This window comes from Novilysobacter erysipheiresistens (assembly GCF_036663935.1).
Classification (GTDB): Bacteria; Pseudomonadota; Gammaproteobacteria; order Xanthomonadales; family Xanthomonadaceae; genus Novilysobacter; species Novilysobacter erysipheiresistens.
Window position 1 is genome coordinate 1 of sequence record NZ_JAXGFP010000005.1, and the last position, 21,571, is coordinate 21,571.

Consider the following 21,571-nt stretch of genomic DNA (forward strand, 5'->3'; position numbering starts at 1 on the left):
ACACCTGCTCCCGATCCGGGAAGGGGTGGGATGAAAATTTTTTCGGACGCGGCAGCGATGCCCGGCTTGACGGGCCGACGACGCTGTTCGAAGGTCGAGACCACCACCATGAGGAGTGCGTCGATGCCTGCCTTTTTATCCGTCGTCCGCGGCATGATCGTCGGTTGCGGGCTTCTGCTGGCCGGTTGCGCATCCGGCAGCGACCTGTGGGTGGAGGTTGGCGGCGCGCGTTATGCGGTCGAGATTGCCGATGACGACGCGGAGCGCGCGCGCGGCCTGATGTTCCGCGACAGGATGGCGACCGACCGCGGGATGCTGTTCATCCACGAGCGCGAGCAACCGCTGGCGTACTGGATGAAGAACACCAAAATCCCCCTCGATATCCTGTACTTCGACGACGAGCGCGTGCTGGTGTCGCAACAACGCGATGTTCCGCCGTGCACGCTGGGCGATGGTTGCCCCTCGTATCCCAGCGAAAGCCCGGCCCGATATGTGCTGGAGCTCAACGCCGGCGAGGCGGCGAAGCTAGGGTTGGAAGACGGTGCGGAACTGCGCCTGGCGCCGGCAATCCCGGCACTCTGAGCGTCCTACAGTTCCATCATCTCGAAATCGTCCTTGGTCACGCCGCAGTCCGGGCAGGTCCAGGTGTCCGGCACGTCGTCCCAACGCGTGCCCGGCTCGATGCCCTCTTCCGGCAAGCCCTTGGCCTCGTCATAGATGAAGCCGCAGACGACGCACATCCAGGTGCGGAATTCGGTGGTCGTGGCGGTATCGGGCATGGGCGGATAATGGACGGCTGCGGAGCGAACCCGCATTGTCCCACCCCACCCGCGTCGACGAAAGCCTTGCATGAACCCGCTCCGCACCAACCGATCCTGGCCATCTTCCGGCTTGTACGCGATCACCCCCGACGAAGCCGACAGCCAACGTCTGCTTGAGCGGGTGAAAGCTGTGCTTGGGGCCGGAGCGGCGTGGCTGCAGTACCGCAACAAGCGCGCCGATGCGGACCTGCGCATGCGCCAGGCGCGGCTGTTGCAGCCGTTATGCGCGCGCTACAGGGTGCCGTTTATCATCAACGACGACTGGCGGCTGGCGGCGATGATCCGGGCCGATGGCGCGCACCTGGGGGAGGACGATGGCGAACTCGCCGCCGCACGCGCCGCCTTGGGCGCCGACGCGATCATCGGCGCTTCGTGTTACGACCGGATCGAACTGGCCCGCGAGGCCGTTGCGGCGGGGGCCAGCTATGTTGCGTTCGGCGCGTTCTTTCCCTCGCCGACCAAGCCACATGCACGGGTCGCACGCCCGGCACTACTGGCCGACGCCGCGTCGCTCGGGGTCCCGCGGGTGGCGATCGGCGGAATCACCCCGGACAATGGCCGCTCGCTGGTCGATGCCGGCGCCGACCTGCTCGCGGTGATCAGCGGTGTGTTCGACGCGCCCGACCCCGCCTCGGCGACCCGCGCCTACCTTTCCTGTTTCGCCCCGTCCCACTGACCGAGTCCCGCATGAACCACGACCGTTCCCACGCCCTGTTCGCCCGCGCTTCCGAGTTGCTTCCGGGCGGCGTCAACTCGCCGGTGCGCGCGTTCAAGTCGGTCGGCGGCGAACCGTTCTTCGCCGCACGCGCGGAAGGCGCATACCTGTTCGATGTCGATGGCAACCGTTACATCGACTATGTCGGTTCGTGGGGGCCGATGATCGCCGGCCACGCGCACCCCAAGGTGCTCGATGCGGTCGCCGCGACCATGCGCGATGGCCTCAGCTTCGGCGTTCCGAATGCGCTTGAAGTCACGATGGCCGAAGCGATCACTTCGATCGTGCCGAGCTGCGAGATGGTGCGGATGGTCAACTCCGGCACCGAGGCGACGCTCTCGGCCATTCGCGTGGCGCGCGGCGCGACCGGGCGCTCGCGCATCGTCAAGTTCGAGGGCTGCTACCACGGCCACGGCGACAGTTTTCTGGTCAAGGCGGGCAGCGGCGCGCTGACCCTCGGCCTGCCGAACTCGCCCGGGGTGCCGAGCACGCTGGCCGATCTGACGATGACGATCCCGTACAACGATTTCGATGCGGCCACTAAGCTGTTCGACGAGATCGGCAGCGAGATCGCCGGGCTGATCATCGAGCCGATCGTCGGCAACGCCAACTGCATCCTGCCGCGCGATGGCTACCTGCAGCACCTGCGCGATCTGTGCACGGAGCACGGCGCGCTGCTGATCTTCGACGAGGTGATGACCGGCTTCAGGGTCGCGCTCGGCGGCGCCCAGCAGCGCTACGGGATCACCCCGGATCTCAGCACGTTCGGCAAGATCATCGGCGGTGGCATGCCGGTCGGCGCCTATGGCGGGCGCCGCGACCTGATGTCGCAGGTGGCACCAAGCGGGCCGATCTACCAGGCCGGCACGCTGAGCGGCAATCCGGTGGCGATGGCGGCGGGCCTGGCGACGCTGGAATTAATCCAGGCGCCGGGATTCCACGACACACTGGAGGCCAGCACCCATGGGCTGTGCGACGGACTGGAAGCCGCCGCGCGCGAATCCGGTGTGGCGTTCCATACAACGCGAGCGCCCGGCATGTTCGGGCTGTATTTCCGCGAAGGTCCGGTCGAAAGCTTTGACGATGCGATGGGCTCGGACGCAACGAAGTTCGGCAGGTTCTTCCACGCGATGCTCGAGCGTGGCGTGTACCTGGCGCCGTCGGCGTTCGAGGCCGGGTTCATGTCGAGCGCGCATGGCGAGGCCGAGATCGCACAGACGGTCGAAGCCGCGCGCGCGGCGTTCCGCGAACTCGCCTGAGCTGACGTCGCAACGCTCGTCAGTCGGAGGCAAATCCCGCGAGCGTCGCGCGCAACCGCGCCAGTCCTTCGGCGACATCGGCATCGCGGATGTTGAGCGCCGGCACGAAGCGCAACACGTCCGGGCCGGCCTGCAACATCAGCAGCCCGTACTCGATGGCCCGATCGACCATCGCGCCCGCCTGCCCGGCGTGCTCCGGACGCAACTGCGCGCCGAGCATCAGACCACGACCGCGGATTTCACTGAACAGCCGGAATTCCACTTCGAGCGCGGCCAGTCCGTCGCGCAGGGCTTTCGACTGCCGCTCGACGTTTGCCAGCAGCGCCGGTGACGACAGTTCGCGAAGCGCAGCGCCGGCAACCGCGGTGGCGAGCGGATTGCCGCCGAAAGTGGTGCCGTGCTGTCCGAACTGCAGTGCGTCGGCGGCGCGTCCGCCAACCAGCATCGCGCCGATCGGAAAGCCGCCGCCGAGCGCCTTGGCCAGGGTCACCACGTCCGGGCGCACGCCATAGCCGTCGCATGCGAACAGCTGGCCGGTGCGGCCCATCCCGCACTGGATCTCGTCGAGCATCAGCAGTGCGTCGTGGTGATCGCACAGCGCGCGCAGGCCGTGCAGGAACGCCTCGCTCGCCGGGGTCACCCCACCCTCGCCCTGCACGGGCTCGACCAGCACCGCGCAGACATCACCCGCGGCCATCGCCGCCTCGGCCGCGGCGAGGTCATTGAAGTCGCTGTAGCGGAAACCCGGCGGCAGCGGCTCGAATCCGGCGTGGTATTTCGGTTGCGCAGTCGCGGTGACCGCGGCAAGGGTGCGACCGTGGAAGCTGCCGCGGAAACTCAGAATCACCCGGCGCTCCGGCTCGCGGCCGCGTGACGTCGCCCATTGGCGCGCGAGCTTGATCGCCGCCTCGTTGGCCTCGGCGCCGGAGTTGCAGAAGAACACCCGCGCGGCGAAACCGGCGGCCTCGACCAGCGCCTGCGCCAGTCGCAATGGCGGTTCGCTGACGAACACGTTGCTGGTGTGCCAGAGCTTGCCGGCCTGCGCGGTCAGTGCCTCGACCAGCGCGGGGTGGGCGTGGCCAAGCGCGTTGACCGCGATACCGGCGCCGAAGTCTACATACTCGCGACCGTCGCGATCCCACAGCCGCGAACCAAGCCCGTGGTCGAGCACGATCCCTCGCGGCCGGTAGACCGGCAGGTAATAGCGATCGACGAGGTCCTGGAAATCGGTGGTGGTCATGGGTCGCGTCGTGACGGGGGAAAGTCCTATTGTCGTCGATACGAGGCTGCCGCGACCCGTCCGGACGGGTGCGGCACAATGCCCGCAGAGGTCCGCCATGCGCCTGTTTTCCACCCCGCAGCTCAACCCCGCGACCGAAACCGGCTGGCGTCGGCGCTGGTTCGACATCATCTACCGCCACGACACGCCGCCGTCGCGCAACTTCGACCTGTTGCTGATCGTCGCGATCCTCGCCAGCGTGATCGTGATCATGCTCGACAGCGATCCGTGGCTGCACATCGACCACGCGCGGGTCCTGTACGCGATCGAATGGGGCTTCACCGCGTTGTTCACCGCCGAGTACGTGATGCGCCTGCTGGTGGTGCGCCGGCCGCTGCGTTACGCGCTCAGCCTGTGGGGCATCATCGACCTGCTGTCGATCCTGCCGACCTACCTGTCGCTGCTGTTCCCCGGCAGCCAGGCGCTGCTGGTAGTTCGGATCCTGCGCGTACTTCGACTGTTCCGGATACTCAAGCTGACCCAGTACGTCGAGGAAGGCGGGCTGTTGATGACCGCGCTGTGGCGCAGCCGGCGCAAGATCTTCCTGTTCGTCAGTGCGCTGTTGACGATCGCTGTGATATTCGGCGCGATGATGTTCGTGATCGAAGGCCCTGAACACGGTTTCAGCACGATTCCCACCGGCATGTACTGGGCGATCGTGACGATGGCGACCGTCGGTTACGGGGATCTGTCGCCGGCGACGCCACTCGGACGGTTCATCGCCTCGGTCTTGATCCTGATCGGCTACAGCATCATTGCGGTGCCGACCGGCATTTACACCGCGGAGCTGGCCAGCAGCCTCCGCGAGGCGACGCACGGCGACGGACACCACGATCATCGCGGGTGCCCCGAATGCGGACTGGAAGGCCATGACCCCGACGCCATGCATTGCCGTGGCTGCGGCCATCTGTTGCCCAAGCGGATGGGCTAGGCACAGCTACCAGCTTCCGGTGTTTGGCATCGACAGCCACGGCTCCGCGGGCGCCAGCGCGGCGCCCTTTTGCAGCAGTTCGATCGAGATCAGGTCGGGCGAGCGCACGAACGCCATGCGGCCATCGCGCGGCGGCCGGTTGATGGTGATGCCCTGCGCCTGCAGGTGCGCGCAGGTGGCGTGGATGTCGTCGACCTCGAACGCGAGGTGGCCGAAGTTGCGCGCCGAGCCGTAGTCCTCGTCGTCGTAGTTGAACGTCAACTCGACCTCCGCCCCGGGGTTGGCCGGCGCGCCGAGGTAGACCAGAGTGAAACGGCTGTCGGGGTAATCGCGGCGGCGGGTTTCAACCAGGCCGAGGCCGTCGCGGAAGAATTTCAGCGAGGCGTCGAGGTCGCGGACCCGGACCATGGCGTGGAGGTAGCGCATCGGTTGTCTCCGTGAATCGCGTGCGGGGTTCAGTCGAGGAACAGGTCCGGCAGCAGAGATTGCCCGGGGTCGACGGCGTACTGGCTGAAATCGTCGACGCCGGCGTCGCGCAGGACGTCCTCGTCGATCAGGAACGCGCCCGTGCGCGCCGAGGCCGGGGCTACGAGGATCGCGTGGGCGGCATCGGCGACGATCTGCGGGGTCCGGCAACGCGCCGCATCGACGCCGGGAATCATGTTGATCGCGTCGGTGGCGATGATCGTGCGCGGCCACAGCGCGTTGATCGCGACGCCCTGCCCGGCGAACTCCGCGGCCAGCCCCAAGGTTACGAAGCTCATGCCCATCTTGGCCAGGGTGTAACCGGTGTGCGGCGCCCACCATTTCGGGTCGAGGCTGGGCGGCGGCGCGAGGGTGAGGATGTGCGGGTGCGGCGCCTGCAGCAGCCACGGCAGGCAGGCCTGCGCGCAGACGAAGCTGCCGCGCGCGTTGACCTGCTGCATCAGGTCGAAGCGCTTCATCGGTGTGTCGAGCGCACCGCGCAGCCAGATCGCGCTGGCGTTGTTGACCAGGATGTCGATGCCGCCGAACGCATCGGCGGTCGCGGCGACCGCGGCGCCGACTGCCTCCTCGTCGCGGATGTCGCATTTGAGCGCCAATGCCTGGCCGCCGGCGGCCTCGACCTCGGCGGCGACCGAGTGGATGGTGCCGGGCAGCTTCGGGTTGGCGACCGCGGACTTGGAGGCGATCGCGATATTGGCGCCGTCTCGGGCGGCGCGCAGGGCGATCGCGCGACCGATGCCGCGGGATGCGCCGGTGATGAAGAGGGTCTTGCCGGAGAGGGTGGTCATCGGGGTTCCTGCGTGGGGCTCAGGGCTCAGGGCTTCGGCCCCTGCCCCTCATTGTCTTCCCACTTCAACAACCTGCGGGTGACGAAACGGTAGATCGGCTTGCCGGTCGCAAACCAGGCGTCGCGCAGCCACGAGTGGCGTTTCAGTACGCGTCGCTCGACCGGGGTCAGGTGCTCGCGGCAGTACGTGCGTTTGTGCTTGAGCAGGTGGCGCAGGTCCTCGCGCGCGAGCAGGCGCATCCAGCGCGCGCGCGAGTCGCCGCGGGTGGCGAGCTGGAAGTCGATGATCGCCGGCGCACCATCCTCGAGCACCAGCCAGTTGGCTTCCTTGGCCAGGTCGTTGTGGGCGAGGCCGCGGCGATGCAGCTGTTGCAGCAGCCGGCGCGCCTGGCGGAAGTAGTCGAGGTCGCCACGCGGCGGGCGCTGGTACATCGCAGCGCCTGCCATGTAGCTGCGGTCGAGTCGACGACCGTCCCAGCGCAGCAGTTGCGGGGTCGCAGGCAATCCGTCGACCCGGCACAGCGCGCGCGCCTCGCGGCGGGCCAGCCACCAGGCCGGCAGGCGCAGCCACAGCGGTACGTGGGCGAGGTCGCGGCGCACGAACAAGCCGTCGGCATCGCGCATCAGGGCGATGCGGCCAAAACTGTCGGCCTTGAGCGCGGCGACTTCGTGCGCGGAAGAGGAAGGGGGGGCGGGCATCGCCGCAGTTTACGCAAGCGCCGCCGGACGCAGCCGATTCGGCTTGCGATGCAAGGCAAATTCATCACGCGCTGCCATAATTGCGCAATGAACCCGGCCTGGCTCGACAGCGCGACCGCATGGATCAGCGCCAACCCCGTCGCGGCCGGTGCGCTGATCTTCCTGGTCGCATTCTGCGATGCGCTGGTGGTCGCCGGAATCGTGGTGCCGGCGTTGCCGCTGCTGTTTGCGGTCGGCGCGCTGGTCGGGCTCGGCCATATCGATGGACCGTATGCGCTCGGTTGCGCCGCCGCAGGCGCGTTCGCGGGCGACTCGCTGAGCTACTGGGTCGGCTACCGCTGGGGACCACGGTTGCGTCAGCGCTGGCCGTTCACGCGCTATCCGCAATGGCTCAACCGCAGCGAGTCGCTGTTCCGTCGCAACGGGGTCAAGAGCATCCTGATCGCGCGTTTCGTCGGCGCGGTGCGGCCGTTCGTCCCGGCGATCGCCGGCATGTTGCGGATGCCGCTGCGTCGCTATGTCCTGACCAGCCTGTTCGCCTGCGTGGCGTGGGCGGCGTTGTTCCTCGCGCCCGGCTGGGTGCTGGGGGTCTCGTACGATGCGGTCGCCGCGGTTGCCGACCGGCTGACCCTGGCGCTGGGGACGATGGCGGTCGCGGTGGCGCTGGTGTGGGCCGCGGTGCTCTACACCTGGCGCTGGTTCGCCGCCCACGCCGATCATCTGCTCGCGCAGGCGCTGCGCTGGACGCGCTCGCATCCAAGGCTGGGGCGCTACGCCGGCGCGTTGATCGATCCGAACCGGCCGGAGTCGGCGTCGCTGGCGATGCTCGCCGCCTGCCTGCTGGCGATCAGCTGGATCTGGTTCACCCTGCTGGCGATGCTGCTGGCCAGCGGCGGCCCGCTCGCGCTCGACCACCACCTGCACGAGTTGATGTGGACCCTGCGCAATCCGCTGGCCGACCGCCTGATGGCGGGCCTGGCCAGCCTCGGCGACGGCGAGGTGCTCGGGTCGGCGGCGGCGATCGCGCTGGCGTACCTGTTGTGGCGGCGGCGCTGGATGGCGGCGGCGCACTGGATCGCGGCGGTGGTGTTCGGGCTGGTGCTGACCGCATTGCTGGAGGCCGCCATCGTGATGCCGCGGCCGCCGACCGCGCCGGCCGGGTTCGGTTTCCCGTCGGTCGCGGTGACGATGACGACGATCGTGTTCGGCTTCTTCGCGGTGCTGATCGCGCGCGAGTTGCCGGGTCGCAAGCGGGTCTGGCCGTACCTGCTGGCCGGCGTGGTGACCACCGTGGTCGGATTCGCACGGCTGTACCTGGGCGCGCACTGGGCCAGCGACCTGGTCGGCGGCACCCTGTTCGGACTGGCGTGGGTGCTGGTACTCGGCATCGCCTACCGCAGCCACGTGGCCCGCTCATTCTGGATGCGGCCGTTGGCGATGTTGTTCTATGGCAGCTTCGTCGCCGCCGCGCTATGGCACGCGCCCCGTGCAGCCGACGACATGTTGGCGAAGTTCAGCGCGCAGCCGCCAACCGAAGTGATCGCCACCGCCGACTGGTGGCAGCAGGACTGGGCGACCCTGCCGGCGCGGCGCAACGAGGGCGACGAGCGCCAGCGTTGGCCGCTCGACCTGCAGGTCGCCGGACCATTGGCGCCGCTGCAACAGGCGCTGGAGGCCAATGGCTGGCGCACGCAACCGCAAGCCGACTGGCTGGCGACGATCACCCTGCTCGACGACGACACCCCCCAACGCGAGCAGGTGGTGTTGCCCGCGACCCTGGACGCCCACGCCGAGGCCTTGTTGATGCTCCGCGAAGGTGCCCGTGACGGCGAGCAATACGCCCTGCGGCTATGGCCGGCGCCGGTCGCACTGGCCGACGGCACCCCGTTGTGGCTCGGCACCACCCAGACCCTGCATGTAAACAAGCCGCTCGGGGCGGCCGTGCTTTGGCGGCCGCTTGCCCATGACGGTGCCGCCCATGCCGCGGTGCAGGCAGCGCTGGGCCGGTTCAACACGATCGAGATGCCGCACCCCGACAGCGGCGTGCCGGTGCTGCGCGTACGCACCGACACCCGGCGCTAGCGCTGCGTCGAGGCGGGTGTCGCGCCGTCGCGTCCAGTACCAGGTGTCAGGTGTCAGGCATCAGCGACAACAAGTGGTCCATGCGCTCGTGCGGATCGTCGATCTGCAGCAACTGTTGGCGCTGGGCATCCTCCAGCGGCAGCATCTCGGCCAGGCGCCAGCCGACCCAGGCGGCATCGTCGATCCGCGCGTCGGCGGCCTTCGCGTGCTCCCCACCTACCCGGTCGAGCACGGTCTGCAGCAGGGTCGCCAGCAAACCGTGTTCGGGCCGCACCGGCTCGATCGGATCGGCGTCGCACCATTCGATGTCGGCGACCTGCAGGCCGTTGTCGCGCACACGGACCTTGTGCGCGCGGAAGCGTCGCGCGCCGCGCACGCGCAGGGTCAGCAGGCCGTCATCGCCAGTGTCGAAGTCCTCGATCAACGCTTCGGTGCCGTAGGCCGCCGCTGAAGCGGTCTCGGTGCCGGGCGCGTCGTCAATGACCAGGCAGATGCCGAAACCGCAGTCGTTGCGACCACATTCGCGAACCAGGTCGAGATAGCGCGGTTCGAACACGCGCAGGCCGAGCGAGGCGCCGGGCAGCAGCACGGTCGGCAACGGAAACAGCGACAACGACGGGGGCAACGATTCACTCGGCATCGGCGACAGCCTAACGCAGGCCAGCGTGGTTCCGGAACGGTGCCGGAACCCGGCGCGGGGGCGGCTCAGTCCTGCAAGGCGGCGAGGAACCGCCGCGGCGCGCCGTCGAAGCCGCCATTGGACATGAACACCACATGGTCGCCGTCGCCGACCCGCTCGCGCAGCGCCGCGATCAGCGCGTCGACGTCGGCCGCCGCGATGCCATCTCCACGCAGGCCGACGACCACCTTGCCTGCGTCCCACGCCAGTTCCGGGCGGTGCAGGAACACCACCACGTCGGCGCCGTCCAGCGACGGCGCCAGCGCATCGGCGTGCGCGCCCAGCCGCATCGAATTGCTGCGCGGCTCCATCGCAACGATGATCCGCCGCGCGTCGCCGACACTGGCGCGCAGGCCGGCCAGGGTGGTCGCGATCGCGGTCGGATGGTGGGCGAAGTCGTCGTAGACGGTGATGCCGCGCGCGCGCCCGATCACCTCCATGCGCCGCTTGACGCTGCGGAACCGGGCCAGCGAGGGCAGGATCGCGGCGACGTCGCCACCGACCGCGTTGACGGTCGCCAGCGCGGCCAGCGCATTCATCACGTTGTGGCGGCCGAGCAGCGGCCAATGGACCTCGCCGAGTTCGACGCCGTCGTGGACGACCACGAATGCACTGCCGTCCTCGGCTAGCAGTCGTGCCGTCCAGTTGAAGGCGGCGCTCGCGGCGGTGTTTTGATCGGCGCGGTCACCGTGGGTTTCGTGCAGGGCGGCCTTGGGAAACAGGCTCGGGTCGAGTCCGAACGTCTCGACCGGCGTCCAGCAGCCCATCGCCAGCACCTCGGCCAGGCGCGCGTCCTCGCCGTTGACGATCAGCCGGCCGCGCCGCGGCACGGTTCGCACCAGGTGGTGAAACTGGCGCTGGATCGCGGCGACGTCGGGAAAGATGTCGGCGTGGTCGAACTCGAGGTTGTTGAGGATCGCCACCAGCGGCCGGTAGTGGACGAACTTGCTGCGCTTGTCGAAGAACGCGGTGTCGTACTCATCGGCCTCGACCACGAAGTCGCGGCCATCACCGACCCGCGCCGACACCCCGAAATCCTCGGCCACGCCGCCGATCAGGAAGCCCGGTTCGCGCCCGGCCGCCTGCAGCAGGTAGGTCAGGATGGTGCTGGTGGTGGTCTTGCCGTGGGTGCCGGCGACCGCGAGGGTGTCGCGTCCGGGCAGCACGTTCCCGGCCAGCCATTGGGCGCCGGAAATGTAGTTGCGACCGTCGTCGAGAACCTGCTCGACCGCCGGATTGCCGCGCGACAGCGCGTTGCCGACCACGATCTCGTCGCAATCGGGCGAGATGTTGGTCGGCACATAGCCCTGCCTCAGGGCGATGCCGAGGGTTTCGAGCTGGGTCGACATCGGCGGATAGACCGCCTGGTCGCTGCCCTCGACCTCGTGGCCGAGTTCGCGCGCGAGCGCGGCGATACCGCCCATGAAGGTGCCGGCGATGCCGAGGATGTGGAGTTTCATCGCGATGGTGGTCCAAGCTGGTGGTCGACGACGGTCACCCTGTAGGAGCGGCTTCAGCCGCGATCGGATGCCTGGTCCGCTCGACCGATTTCAGATCGCGGCTGAAGCCGCTCCTACGAAGAGCCCACGTCGCCGATCAGCCGACCGCTGGAACCGGCGCCAGCGCCTCGACGATGCGGGTGAACACTTCGTCCAGTTCGCCGACACCGTCGACCACGCTGAGCTTGCCGCGCTGGCGGAAGAAGTCGACCACCGGTGCGGTCTGGTCGTTGTAGACCTGCAGCCGGGTGCGGACGGATTCGGGGCTGTCGTCGGCACGGCCCTCGGCGGCGGCGCGGCCGGCGATGCGCTCGACCAGCAGTTCGGTCGGCACCTCCAGTTGCACCGCGGCGTCCATCGGCTGGCCGATCCGTTCCAGCAGCGCGTTCAGCGCGTCGGCCTGGGCGAGGTTGCGCGGGTAGCCGTCGAGGATGAAGCCGCCGCGGGTGTCGTCGCGCGAGAACCGGTCCTCCAGCATCCCCAGCAGGATCGCGTCGCTGACCAGTTCACCACGGGCCATGATTTCCTTCGCTTCCAGCCCGAGCTTGCTTCCGGCCGCGACTTCGGCGCGCAGCAGGTCGCCGGTGGAGATGTGCGGCACCTGCAGGTGCTCCTTGAGCCGCGCCGCCTGCGTGCCCTTGCCCGAGCCGGGCGCGCCAAGAAGTACCAATCGCATCGTGTCGCTCCTGGAAATGCGTGTTGAATGCTGAAACCTGCGCCTCACGGGGCCGGCGCTACACTCGCAGCGACCTGTCCACCTGCCGGGGCAAACGGCGTCCAGTTTAGCGCATCCCGCCCCTCCCCCGGCCCTCACACTGGAAGCCCCATGGCCTCGGGAACCCTGCTCTATGCCCAGTCCGGCGGCGTCACCGCCGTCATCAACGCCACCGCCGCGGCGGTGATCCAGACCGCCCGCGCGAAAAAGGTGAAGGTGCTGGCGGCCCGCAACGGCATCCTCGGCGCCCTGCGCGAGGAGCTGATCGACACTTCGAAGGAGTCGCCGGCGACGATCCAGGCGCTGGCCCACACCCCCGGCGGTGCGTTCGGCTCGTGCCGGGTCAAGCTGAAGTCGCTGGACGAGGACCGGGCGAAGTACGAGCGGCTGCTCGAGGTGTTCAAGGCCCATGACGTGCGCTGGTTCCTCTACAACGGCGGCAATGATTCGGCCGATACCGCGTTGAAAGTGTCGAAGCTGGCCGCCGAGTTCGACTACCCGCTGACCTGCATCGGCGTGCCCAAGACGATCGACAACGACCTCGCCGTGACCGACTGCTGCCCGGGCTTCGGCTCGGCCGCCAAGTACACCGCGGTGTCGGTGCGCGAAGCGGCGCTGGACGTGGCGGCGATGGCCGATACCTCGACCAAGGTGTTCGTGTACGAAGCAATGGGCCGGCACGCGGGCTGGCTGGCGGCATCGGCGGGGCTCGCCGGCAACGGCGCGGACGAGGCGCCGCACCTGATCCTGTTTCCGGAGCGGCCGTATGACGAGGCCGATTTCTTCAAGCGGGTGAAGGCGACGGTCGAGCGTGTCGGCTATTGCGTGGTGGTCGCCAGCGAGGGCATCCGCACCGCCGACGGCCGCTTCGTCGCCGATGCCGGTGGCGGCAAGGATTCGTTCGGGCATACCCAACTCGGTGGGGTCGCCTCGCACTTGGCCGGGCGGGTCAAGGATGCGCTCGGTTACAAGGTCCATTGGACCCTGCCCGACTACCTGCAGCGCTCGGCGCGCCACATCGCGTCGAAGACTGACTTGGAGCAGGCGCAGGCGGTCGGCAAGGCGGCGGTCGAGTTCGCGCTGAAGGGAATGAACTCGGTGATGCCGGTGATCGTGCGGACCTCGGATGCGCCGTATCGCTGGAAGATCGAGGCGGCGCCACTGTCGAAGGTCGCCAACCATGAGAAGACCATGCCGGCCGGGTTCATCCGGCGCGACGGGTATGGCATCACCGACAAGGCGCGGCTCCACCTGGAGCCGCTGATCCGCGGCGAGGCGCCACCGCCGTACGGGCGCGATGGCTTGCCGAAGTACGTGGCGCTGAAGAACGTGGGGGTGCGGCGCAAGCTGGGGAATTGGGCGGGGTGATCGACTCTCGATCGACTCACTCGCAGGCCTTGCCCTCCACCGCCATCGACGCGGCGAACATCGGGATCGCGGCGAGTGTGTCGGCCTGTGCCGCTTCCTTGGAGTCACCCAGGTAGATTCGCGCACGGCCCTGTGCATCGAGTTCCGGGCTTCCGTTCGCACCCGGCTTGCGCCAGACCTTCACCACCGCCTGCTGCGCAGGGCAGGACGCGTTCGGCACCCGGATCAGGTCGTTGAAGATCCAGCCTTTCGCCACCGACGGCCCGGCCTTGGCGGCATCGACAAAGCGTGCGCGCGGCTGGCAGTTCGGGCTGGTGCGGACCACCGCGAACTTGTACGGGTCGGCGGACTGGCCGGTGAACATGCCTTCGATCCGGGCGCAGGCCTCGGGGATCGAACGCAGGGTGTGGGCGGCACCGACCGCCTGCGGGGTCGCCTTGGCGCGGTCGATCTCCGGCTTCGGTTCGGCGGCCATCGCCGGCATGACGGCGACGACGAACATCAGGGGCAACAGCGGCGTCAGGCGCATGGGGCGCTCCGGCTGGAAACATGCGGCGCAGGCTGGCACGCCTTGGCTGAACCGCCGGTCGACACGGAAACCCGGCGCCGACCTATGCCATAGTCGGCAGGCTGTCGGCCGGTCCACCGCCCCGCAGTCACAACGAAGGTGCGCAATCCGAAATTCCATGTTGTCCACTTCTGAAGGGGAGGGGTTCATGCTGGAGCAGTACGGTTTGACCTTGGCGCTGGTGTGCGCCGTCATCGCGATCCTGTACGGGATCATCTCGGCGCGCTGGATCAGCGCGCAGCCCGCCGGCAACGAACGCATGCAGGAGATCGCCGGCGCGATCCAGGAAGGCGCGCGCGCCTACCTCAACCGGCAATACACCACGATCGGCATCGCCGGGGTGGTGCTGTTCCTGGTCATCGGCTTCTTCCTCAACTGGCCGACGGCGATTGGTTTCGCCCTCGGCGCGGTGCTGTCGGGCGCAGCCGGCTACATCGGCATGAACGTTTCGGTCCGCGCCAACGTGCGCACCGCCGAGGCCGCGCGCAAGGGCATCGGCCCGGCGATGGACGTGGCGTTCCGCGGCGGCGCGATCACCGGGATGCTGGTGGTCGGGCTCGGCCTGCTCGGCGTCGCCGGCTACTGGTGGCTGCTGGACTCGATGGGAATCGTCGGCGAGGCGGCGCTGCATGCGCTGGTCGGGCTCGCGTTCGGCGCATCGCTGATCTCGATCTTCGCCCGTCTCGGTGGCGGCATCTTCACCAAGGGTGCCGACGTCGGCGCCGACCTGGTCGGCAAGGTCGAGGCCGGCATCCCCGAGGACGACCCGCGCAACCCCGCCGTGATTGCCGACAACGTCGGCGACAACGTCGGCGATTGCGCCGGCATGGCCGCCGACCTGTTCGAGACCTACGCGGTCACGATCATCGCGACGATGCTGCTGGGCGGCCTGATGGTCGCCGAGGCCGGTGCCAACGCGGTGCTGTACCCGCTGGTGCTCGGCGGGGTGTCGATCATCGCCTCGATCATCGGCGCGATGTTCGTCAAGGTGAAGGCCGGCGGCTCGATCATGGGCGCGCTGTACAAGGGCGTGATCGTCTCGGCGGTGCTGGCGGCGATCGCGTTCTATCCGATCACCACCGGGCTGATGGCCGACAACGCACACGGCGCGATCAACCTCTACGGTTGCGCGCTGGTCGGACTGGTCCTGACCGGGCTGATCGTGTGGATCACCGAGTACTACACCGGCACCCAGTTCAAGCCGGTGCAGCACATCGCGCAGGCCTCGACCACCGGCCACGGCACCAACATCATCGCCGGGCTCGGGGTGTCGATGAAGTCGACCGCGCTGCCGGTGATCGCGGTGTGCGCGGCGATCTGGGGTGCGTTCGAGCTGGGCGGCCTGTACGGCATCGCGATCGCGGCCACGGCGATGCTGTCGATGGCCGGCATGATCGTCGCGCTCGACGCCTACGGTCCGATCACCGACAACGCCGGCGGCATCGCCGAGATGGCCGAACTGCCGCCGGAAATCCGCAACATCACCGACCCCCTGGATGCAGTCGGCAACACCACCAAGGCGGTGACCAAGGGCTATGCGATCGGTTCTGCTGCTCTTGCAGCACTCGTCCTGTTCGCCGACTACACCCACAACCTCGACACCCGCGGCGCCGCCGAGGCACTGGCGGCCGGCGTGCCGTACGAGGCGATGACGTTCGACCTGTCCGACCACATGGTGATCATCGGCCTGCTGATCGGCGGCCTGATCCCGTACCTGTTCGGCGCGATGGCGATGGAAGCGGTCGGCCGCGCGGCCGGCGCGGTGGTCGAGGAAGTGCGCCGGCAGTTCCGCGAGATTCCGGGGATCATGGAAGGCACCGGCAAGCCGGACTACTCGCGCGCGGTCGACATGCTGACCAAGTCGGCGATCAAGGAGATGGTGATCCCGTCGTTGCTGCCGGTCGCGGTGCCGGTGGTGGTCGGCCTGCTGCTGGGACCGAAGGCGCTCGGCGGCCTACTGATCGGCACCATTGTCACCGGCCTGTTCGTCGCGATCTCGATGACCACCGGCGGCGGTGCGTGGGACAACGCCAAGAAGTACATCGAGGACGGCCACAACGGCGGCAAGGGCAGCGAGGCGCACAAGGCCGCGGTCACCGGCGACACCGTCGGCGACCCGTACAAGGACACCGCCGGCCCGGCGATCAACCCGTTGATCAAGATCATCAACATCGTGGCGCTGCTGATGGTGCCGTTGCTTTAGTACCGTCAACGCGCGATCGATTCGAGGCGGCCTTCGGGCCGCCTTTTTTGTCTTCATCTTGCTGAATCGAGCGCCGACGCTCTGTTCACCCCCGGTTTGGCATGGTCGGGTGGCCGCGTTCGCGGCGCACGACTGACCACACCTACGCGCACTATCCGTCGCGCGTCTCTCAGGGAGGGAGATCGAATGCAAGCCGCCAACTGGCAAGATTCCGTGCAGAACTCGTTCGGGCCATACCTGCCGAGCATCCTCGGCGGGCTGGCGATCCTGCTGGTCGGCTGGATCGTCGCCCTGGTCGCCAGCGCGCTGACCCGCAAGGGGCTGGATGCGTTGAACGCCAACCAGCGACTTTCGGCGCATACCAAATCGAGCGTCGACATCGAACGCATCGCCGGCCGCATCGTGTTCTGGGCGATCCTGCTGGTCGCGTTGATCGGCGCGCTCAGCGTCATGAACGTCGACGGTGTGTCCGGACCGTTGTCGTCGTTCGCTTCCACGATCATCCCGGCCGCGGTGCTGGCGCTGGTCGCCTGGCTGGTGGCGACGATCGCCCGGGTGGTGGTCAACAAGGCGCTGGCGGCCAGCCAGCTCGACGAGAAGCTGTCGGAGAAGGCCGATACCCAGCCGATGTCGCAGACGCTCGGCAATGTCGCCTACTGGCTGGTGCTGCTGCTGTTCCTGCCGGCGATCGTCGGCGTGCTGCAGATCGAAGGATTGATGGCGCCGCTGTCGAACATGATGACCGACCTGCTGGGCATGCTGCCCAACCTGCTGGCCGCGGCGATCATCGGGGTGATCGGCTGGGTCATCGCCAAGGTGGTTCGCGGCATCGTCACCAACCTGCTGGCGGCGACCGGGATCGACCGGTTCGTCGAGGGCAACGAGAACACCCGGGGCATCAAGCTGTCGCAGCTCGGCGGCACCCTCGCCTTCATCCTGGTGATCGTGCCGACCTTGATTGCGGCTCTGGACGCGCTGCGGATCGAGGCGATCTCGCGACCGCTGACGCGGATGCTGGACGTGTTCCTGCAGGCGGTGCCGAACGTGCTCGCCGCCGCCGCGATCCTGATCCTGGCGTGGTTCATCGGCCGCTTCGTCGCCGGGCTGGTGGCGCGGCTGCTGGCCAACCTCGGCTTCGACCGGCTGCCCGAACGGATTGGCCTGGGCCATGCGTTCGGCGCGACCGCAGCGACCAGCACCGACGCCACGATCGCCCCCGACGGCACCGTCATCCCCACCGATACATCGCGCGGGGTTGGCACCTCGCCATCCGTCGAACCCGCGCCAACCCTGTCCGACCTGGCCGGCAAGGTCGCGCTGTTCTTCATCATGCTGTTCGCCACGGTTGAGGCCGCCGCCCTGCTCGGCTTCGGCGGCGTGCACAGCCTGCTGGAGCAGTTCATCACCTTCGGCGCCGACATTCTGCTTGGGTTGGTGATCTTCGTGGTCGGCTACTGGCTGGCCGACGTCGCCGCCAGGGCGATCGAGCGGGCCAGCACCGACGGCCGAGGCATGGCCCGGATCGCGCGCGTCGCGATCCTCGGCCTGGTGATCGCGATGGGCCTGCGCGCGATGGGCGTGGCCGACGACATCGTCAACCTGGCGTTCGGGCTGGTGCTCGGTGCGGTCGCGGTAGCGGCGGCGCTGGCGTTCGGACTGGGTGGTCGTGATGCGGCGGGCCAGGTCGCCAACCGCTGGGCCAGCCAGTACCTGAAGCGGCCGCCGCAGCCGTAGAGGTCCGGGAGGGAGGCCCGGTTGCTGCAGCGCAGCAGCCGGGCCGGTAAACTGCGCGGCTCTGCGTCGCCGACTGGCGAACGCGCCCTCCCCGCACTGATTTGGAGCACCCGCATGGGCCTGGACCTCGTCGCCACCGGCAAGAACCCGCCGGATGAGATCAACGTCATCATCGAAATCCCCAAGGACGCCGAGCCGGTCAAGTACGAAGTCGACAAGGACTCCGGCGCGATCTTCGTCGACCGCATCCTGTCCACGCCGATGCGCTACCCGTGCAACTACGGCTACGTCCCGCACACCCTGTGTGGCGATGGCGACCCGGCCGACGTGCTGGTGATCCTGCCGCTGCCGCTGATCCCCGGCTCGGTGATCCGTTGCCGCCCGGTCGGGGTGCTGAAGATGTCCGACGAGGCCGGCAGCGACGAGAAGATCCTGGCGGTGCCGGTCGACAAGGTGTTCGCCGGCTACGCCCACATCGACGACATCGGCAAGGTCAGCCCGCACTGGTGCGAGCGGATCGGCCACTTCTTCGAGCACTACAAGGACCTGGAGAAGGGCAAGTGGGTCAAGCTCGACGGCTGGGGCGGCGCCGACGAGGCCAAGACGATCCTGGTCGAGTCGATCAAGCGCTTCGAGGCCACGGCGGACAAGCCGAATTTCTGACCCGCCGGCGGCGCGCCCGGCAATGCGAAGAAGCCGCCTGCGGGCGGCTTTTTTGTGCCCGCATGTTCTGCCTGCTTGCGGGGCGCCCAAAAGAAAACGGCCCCGTTTCCGGGGCCGCCTCCTGTTACCGATCGAGGAACGATCAGAAGCGCTGCTGGTACTTCATGTAGACGAAGCGACCGATGTCGAAACCACCGTAGTACGAGTAGCCGGAGTTCGGCTGGTCGTAGTTCGGGGAACCGTACTTCTCGAACACGTTGTTCGCGCCGAGCGAGACGGTGGCATTCCACGGGGCGTTCCAGCGGACCTGGACGTCGTGGAAGGTGGTCGAACCCAGCTCGTTCATCGGAACGTTGGTGCCCAGGGTATCCGGCGCGGCGTAGTCCGGCAGGCTGCAACGGTCGTCGAAGTAGCAGTTCTCCTTGACGCCGGAGTAGTAACGGGTCGACCAGGTCGCACCGAAGTCACCCATGTCCCACGCCAGGCTGGCGTTGGAGCGCAGGCGGAAGTTGCCACCGAAGCCGTTCTGCTGCTGCGGCACGCCTTCCAGGTTGTCCGTCTTCAGCTCGTTCTTGCTGACGTAGGTGTTCAACCAGGCCAGTCCGAAGTTGCCGTAGGCGGTCTGCATCCGGTAGTTGAGGTCGAAGTCGAAGCCTTCGGTCTCGATGAAGCCGGCGTTGCGGCCGCCGAACGCCAGCGAGGTGAGTTCGCCGGTGACCGGGTCACGCACGAACGCATCCGAACCCAGCGCATCGCAACGCGAGTCGATGCCGCGGATGTAGCAGTCGTCGAGGATCGCGGTCGGCGAGTCGGAGACGATGGTGTTCTCGATGCGGATGTTGAACCAGTCCAGCGACAGGTTCAGGCCTTCGGCGAAGCCGGGGCTCCACACCACGCCGAGGGTCTGCGACTCCGAGGTCTCCGGGGTCAGGTCCGGGTTGGAACCCGACAGGAACGGAATCGGGGTCTGGGTGCCCGGACCGTCGGCGATGCCGTCCGGATCGCTGGCCGGCTGGCGATAGCCGGCAGGCACGTCTTCCAGGCACTGGGCGCTGCCGCCCACTGCGCCGAACACGGTGTCGCACGGGTCGGTGTAGTCCTCGAAGCTCTGGCCGACGCCGCCGTACAGGTCGGACACGGTCGGGGCGCGGAAGCCTTCCGACCAGGTACCACGGAGCAGCACCGAGTCAAGCGGCTTCCAGGTGAAGCCGAACTTGCTGTTGGTGGTGTCGCCGAAGGTGTCGTAGTCCGAGTAGCGGCTGGCGAGGCTGACGCTCAGCTCCTGCGCGAACGGCATGTCGGCGAGGATCGGCACCAGGAACTCGACGTAGGCTTCGTCCAGCGAGTAGCCGCCGCCGGTCGGGCCGGAGGCCAGGTCGGTCGAGGTGCCGGTCTGGGCCAGTGCGTCGGGCGAGAAGAAGCCGTCTTCGGCGCGGTGCTCGATGCCGACCGCGACGCCGACGTCACCCGCGGGCAGGCTGAACAGCGAGCCGGCGAGGTTGGCGTAGTAGGACTTGGTGGTGGTTTCCGACAGCGCCTGGCCCGGCAGGTACAGGTACGCCTGCACAGCCGGGTCGGCGAGGCCGCCCTGGCCGGTCACGCCGTCCGGAACCAGCGGGTTCCATGGGGTGCACGCGCCCGGACCGAAGCCCAGCGGGATCGGGTCGGCGGCGGTGCCGCACTGGACCACGCCCTGGCTGTTGAGGAACGACGGACCGACCGCGCCCGCGACGGCAGCCAGGCTGAAGTTGCCGGTGCTGATCTGGGTGCCCTTGTTCTGGTTGTACAGGTAGCCGACATCCCAGTCCCAGTACCTGTCGGCGATCTGGAACGCACCGGCGAACTCACCGGTGAAGCGGAAGGTGGTCAGGTTGTTCTGGACCTCGCGCGGCACTTCCCAGCCACGACGCCAGAAGGTGACTTCCTCGTCCAGCGGGTTGTAGTAGCTGTCGGCCGACATCGGGGTGCCGAACGCGTTGGAACGGTACGGGTAGCCGGCGTTCTGCGCGAACGACTCGCGGTCGGTGTACAGCACGTCGCTTTCGAAGCGGATGTCGTCGGAGATGTCATAGACACCGTTGAAGAACATCGACTTGCGCTTGACGCCGGAGTACACGGTCGAGGCCAGCGACGGGTTGGTGCTGTCGAGGGCCGGATCGTACAAGCGGTAGTTGGCGAAATCGCGGGCATCGCGATCCTGGCCGTCGCGGATCAGGGTGTAGGCGGTGGTGGCGTTCGGGTTGGCCGCGGTCGGCGTCGGAACGTACAGGGTGCCGTACTGGCTGATCGAGGACAGGCCACCCGGGCGCGGTTCGGACTTCTCGCCGGTCGGGAAGCGGTTGCGGCTGAACCAGCGGTCGCCGGCCCACACCGGGTCTTCCTCGGTGAACTCGACACCGACGGTGACCGAGCCCTTCTCGCCGGTGCTGCCCATCACGAAGCTGTACTGCTCGCGGGTGCCGTCGCCCTGGTCGTACTGGCCGATGTAGGCGTTGGCTTCGGCGCCGTCGAAGTTCTGGCGGGTGATGATGTTGATCACGCCGGCGATCGCGTCGGAACCGTAGATGGTCGAGGCGCCGTCCTTCAGCACTTCGATCCGCTCGACCATCGCGGCCGGGATCGAGGCGACGTCCTGCAGGCCACCGTTGGTGATGCCAAGGCGCTTGCCGTTGACCAGGATCAGGGTGCGGTTGGCACCGAGGTTGCGCAGGTCGATGTAGCTGCCGCCGACGGCCTCACCCGAGGACAGCGGCGAGGTGCGGCTGATCGCCGGGGAACCAGCGGCACTGATGTTCTGCAGGATGTCGGCAACGGAGTTGAAGCCCTGCTGCTCGATGTCCTCGCGGTTGATCAGCAACACCGGTGCGGCGGTTTCCAGGTCGACCTGGCGGATGCGCGAACCGGTGACTTCGATACGGTCAAGGGTGGTCGGGTCTTGCGCGGGGGCGGCTTCCTGCGCGCCGGCAAGGACCGGCACAAGCGCGACGGCAATACCGGCCGGCAGCAAGCCGAGCCGCAGCGCGGGGCGCAAATTGCGGGTTGTCATCTATCTCTCTCCAGATATCGTTATGAGCGCGTTAAAA

At 68.0% G+C, this 21,571-nt stretch carries 18 protein-coding genes and 1 pseudogene; 9 read left to right on the plus strand and 10 right to left on the minus strand.

Annotated features, from left to right (window positions below):
• Positions 1 to 153: 153 nt before the first annotated feature.
• A complete protein-coding gene (locus SNE34_RS09990; protein WP_425604515.1) occupies positions 154 to 582 on the plus strand; it encodes a DUF192 domain-containing protein in 429 nt (142 codons plus the stop codon).
• 5 nt (positions 583 to 587) lie between these two features.
• On the opposite strand, the pseudogene SNE34_RS09995 reads toward SNE34_RS09990, so the two are convergent.
• A pseudogene (locus tag SNE34_RS09995) lies at positions 588 to 828 on the minus strand (rubredoxin).
• 21 nt (positions 829 to 849) lie between these two features.
• On the opposite strand from SNE34_RS09995, the gene thiE reads away from it, so the two are divergent.
• Positions 850 to 1,497, plus strand: coding sequence for a thiamine phosphate synthase (gene thiE / locus SNE34_RS10000; protein ID WP_332616861.1), 648 nt, complete (start codon positions 850 to 852; stop codon positions 1,495 to 1,497).
• 11 nt (positions 1,498 to 1,508) lie between these two features.
• Positions 1,509 to 2,795: a glutamate-1-semialdehyde 2,1-aminomutase gene (gene hemL, locus SNE34_RS10005; RefSeq protein ID WP_332616862.1), complete on the plus strand. Its 1,287-nt coding sequence runs from the start codon at positions 1,509 to 1,511 to the stop codon at positions 2,793 to 2,795.
• A gap of 19 nt (positions 2,796 to 2,814) precedes the next feature.
• On the opposite strand, the gene SNE34_RS10010 is transcribed toward hemL, so the two are convergent.
• Positions 2,815 to 4,035 carry an aspartate aminotransferase family protein gene (locus SNE34_RS10010; RefSeq protein WP_332616863.1) on the minus strand — a complete coding sequence of 407 codons (1,221 nt, stop codon included), beginning with the start codon at positions 4,033 to 4,035 and terminating at the stop codon, positions 2,815 to 2,817.
• A gap of 97 nt (positions 4,036 to 4,132) precedes the next feature.
• Here SNE34_RS10010 and SNE34_RS10015 point away from each other — a divergent pair, with 97 nt between their 5' ends.
• Complete coding sequence (locus SNE34_RS10015; protein ID WP_332616864.1) at positions 4,133 to 5,005, plus strand: ion transporter; 873 nt, start codon at positions 4,133 to 4,135, stop codon at positions 5,003 to 5,005.
• 6 nt (positions 5,006 to 5,011) lie between these two features.
• Here SNE34_RS10015 and SNE34_RS10020 read toward each other — a convergent pair whose 3' ends face one another.
• The 3 genes from SNE34_RS10020 to SNE34_RS10030 are packed head-to-tail and all read right to left on the minus strand — an operon-like array spanning position 5,012 to position 6,977.
• Positions 5,012 to 5,431: a VOC family protein gene (locus SNE34_RS10020; protein WP_332616865.1), complete on the minus strand. Its 420-nt coding sequence runs from the start codon at positions 5,429 to 5,431 to the stop codon at positions 5,012 to 5,014.
• Positions 5,432 to 5,460: 29 nt separating this feature from the next.
• The gene (locus SNE34_RS10025; protein WP_332616866.1) at positions 5,461 to 6,279 is read right to left on the minus strand and encodes an SDR family oxidoreductase; all 819 of its coding nucleotides are present in this window, start codon (positions 6,277 to 6,279) and stop codon (positions 5,461 to 5,463) included.
• A gap of 26 nt (positions 6,280 to 6,305) precedes the next feature.
• Positions 6,306 to 6,977, minus strand: coding sequence for a protein kinase family protein (locus SNE34_RS10030; RefSeq protein WP_332616867.1), 672 nt, complete (start codon positions 6,975 to 6,977; stop codon positions 6,306 to 6,308).
• A gap of 87 nt (positions 6,978 to 7,064) precedes the next feature.
• On the opposite strand from SNE34_RS10030, the gene SNE34_RS10035 reads away from it, so the two are divergent.
• Complete coding sequence (locus SNE34_RS10035; protein WP_332616868.1) at positions 7,065 to 9,059, plus strand: bifunctional DedA family/phosphatase PAP2 family protein; 1,995 nt, start codon at positions 7,065 to 7,067, stop codon at positions 9,057 to 9,059.
• Between the two features lie 46 nt (positions 9,060 to 9,105).
• Here SNE34_RS10035 and SNE34_RS10040 read toward each other — a convergent pair whose 3' ends face one another.
• The 3 genes from SNE34_RS10040 to SNE34_RS10050 all read right to left on the minus strand — a co-directional run bounded on the left by SNE34_RS10040 (position 9,106) and on the right by SNE34_RS10050 (position 11,913).
• Positions 9,106 to 9,708, minus strand: a complete 603-nt coding sequence (locus SNE34_RS10040) for an LON peptidase substrate-binding domain-containing protein (RefSeq protein ID WP_425604516.1) — start codon at positions 9,706 to 9,708, stop codon at positions 9,106 to 9,108.
• Positions 9,709 to 9,764: 56 nt separating this feature from the next.
• Entirely contained in the window at positions 9,765 to 11,198 is a 1,434-nt protein-coding gene (locus SNE34_RS10045; RefSeq protein ID WP_332616870.1) for a Mur ligase family protein, read from the minus strand.
• A gap of 136 nt (positions 11,199 to 11,334) precedes the next feature.
• Positions 11,335 to 11,913, minus strand: coding sequence for an adenylate kinase (locus SNE34_RS10050; protein WP_332616871.1), 579 nt, complete (start codon positions 11,911 to 11,913; stop codon positions 11,335 to 11,337).
• Between the two features lie 150 nt (positions 11,914 to 12,063).
• Between SNE34_RS10050 and SNE34_RS10055 the strand changes: the two genes are divergently transcribed.
• Positions 12,064 to 13,320, plus strand: coding sequence for a 6-phosphofructokinase (locus SNE34_RS10055; protein ID WP_332616872.1), 1,257 nt, complete (start codon positions 12,064 to 12,066; stop codon positions 13,318 to 13,320).
• Between the two features lie 16 nt (positions 13,321 to 13,336).
• Here the strand turns inward: SNE34_RS10055 and SNE34_RS10060 are convergent, their stop codons facing one another.
• The gene (locus tag SNE34_RS10060) at positions 13,337 to 13,849 is read right to left on the minus strand and encodes a hypothetical protein (protein WP_332616873.1); all 513 of its coding nucleotides are present in this window, start codon (positions 13,847 to 13,849) and stop codon (positions 13,337 to 13,339) included.
• Between the two features lie 187 nt (positions 13,850 to 14,036).
• Here SNE34_RS10060 and SNE34_RS10065 point away from each other — a divergent pair, with 187 nt between their 5' ends.
• The 3 genes from SNE34_RS10065 to ppa all read left to right on the plus strand — a co-directional run bounded on the left by SNE34_RS10065 (position 14,037) and on the right by ppa (position 18,488).
• The gene (locus SNE34_RS10065; RefSeq protein WP_332617300.1) at positions 14,037 to 16,091 is read left to right on the plus strand and encodes a sodium-translocating pyrophosphatase; all 2,055 of its coding nucleotides are present in this window, start codon (positions 14,037 to 14,039) and stop codon (positions 16,089 to 16,091) included.
• A gap of 186 nt (positions 16,092 to 16,277) precedes the next feature.
• Positions 16,278 to 17,825 carry a mechanosensitive ion channel gene (locus SNE34_RS10070; RefSeq protein WP_332616874.1) on the plus strand — a complete coding sequence of 516 codons (1,548 nt, stop codon included), beginning with the start codon at positions 16,278 to 16,280 and terminating at the stop codon, positions 17,823 to 17,825.
• 114 nt (positions 17,826 to 17,939) lie between these two features.
• Positions 17,940 to 18,488 (plus strand): inorganic diphosphatase, encoded by a 549-nt coding sequence (ppa, locus tag SNE34_RS10075; protein WP_332616875.1) that lies wholly within the window; start codon positions 17,940 to 17,942, stop codon positions 18,486 to 18,488.
• A 142-nt stretch (positions 18,489 to 18,630) separates the two neighbouring features.
• Here the strand turns inward: ppa and SNE34_RS10080 are convergent, their stop codons facing one another.
• Positions 18,631 to 21,534 carry a TonB-dependent receptor plug domain-containing protein gene (locus SNE34_RS10080; protein ID WP_332616876.1) on the minus strand — a complete coding sequence of 968 codons (2,904 nt, stop codon included), beginning with the start codon at positions 21,532 to 21,534 and terminating at the stop codon, positions 18,631 to 18,633.
• Positions 21,535 to 21,571 lie beyond the last annotated feature (37 nt).

Excerpts from the sequence above, each read along its gene's own strand:
- SNE34_RS10070 (WP_332616874.1), top strand. The coding sequence starts at position 16,278 with ATGCAAGCCGCCAACTGGCAAGATTCCGTGCAGAACTCGTTCGGGCCA.
- ppa (WP_332616875.1), top strand. The coding sequence starts at position 17,940 with ATGGGCCTGGACCTCGTCGCCACCGGCAAGAACCCGCCGGATGAGATC.
- SNE34_RS10020 (WP_332616865.1), bottom strand. The coding sequence starts at position 5,431 with ATGCGCTACCTCCACGCCATGGTCCGGGTCCGCGACCTCGACGCCTCG.
- SNE34_RS10065 (WP_332617300.1), top strand. The coding sequence starts at position 14,037 with ATGCTGGAGCAGTACGGTTTGACCTTGGCGCTGGTGTGCGCCGTCATC.
- SNE34_RS10015 (WP_332616864.1), top strand. The coding sequence starts at position 4,133 with ATGCGCCTGTTTTCCACCCCGCAGCTCAACCCCGCGACCGAAACCGGC.
- SNE34_RS10055 (WP_332616872.1), top strand. The coding sequence starts at position 12,064 with ATGGCCTCGGGAACCCTGCTCTATGCCCAGTCCGGCGGCGTCACCGCC.
- hemL (WP_332616862.1), top strand. The coding sequence starts at position 1,509 with ATGAACCACGACCGTTCCCACGCCCTGTTCGCCCGCGCTTCCGAGTTG.
- SNE34_RS10035 (WP_332616868.1), top strand. The coding sequence starts at position 7,065 with ATGAACCCGGCCTGGCTCGACAGCGCGACCGCATGGATCAGCGCCAAC.
- SNE34_RS09990 (WP_425604515.1), top strand. The coding sequence starts at position 154 with ATGATCGTCGGTTGCGGGCTTCTGCTGGCCGGTTGCGCATCCGGCAGC.
- SNE34_RS10030 (WP_332616867.1), bottom strand. The coding sequence starts at position 6,977 with ATGCCCGCCCCCCCTTCCTCTTCCGCGCACGAAGTCGCCGCGCTCAAG.
- SNE34_RS10025 (WP_332616866.1), bottom strand. The coding sequence starts at position 6,279 with ATGACCACCCTCTCCGGCAAGACCCTCTTCATCACCGGCGCATCCCGC.
- SNE34_RS10080 (WP_332616876.1), bottom strand. The coding sequence starts at position 21,534 with ATGACAACCCGCAATTTGCGCCCCGCGCTGCGGCTCGGCTTGCTGCCG.
- thiE (WP_332616861.1), top strand. The coding sequence starts at position 850 with ATGAACCCGCTCCGCACCAACCGATCCTGGCCATCTTCCGGCTTGTAC.
- SNE34_RS10045 (WP_332616870.1), bottom strand. The coding sequence starts at position 11,198 with ATGAAACTCCACATCCTCGGCATCGCCGGCACCTTCATGGGCGGTATC.
- SNE34_RS10060 (WP_332616873.1), bottom strand. The coding sequence starts at position 13,849 with ATGCGCCTGACGCCGCTGTTGCCCCTGATGTTCGTCGTCGCCGTCATG.
- SNE34_RS10050 (WP_332616871.1), bottom strand. The coding sequence starts at position 11,913 with ATGCGATTGGTACTTCTTGGCGCGCCCGGCTCGGGCAAGGGCACGCAG.
- SNE34_RS10010 (WP_332616863.1), bottom strand. The coding sequence starts at position 4,035 with ATGACCACCACCGATTTCCAGGACCTCGTCGATCGCTATTACCTGCCG.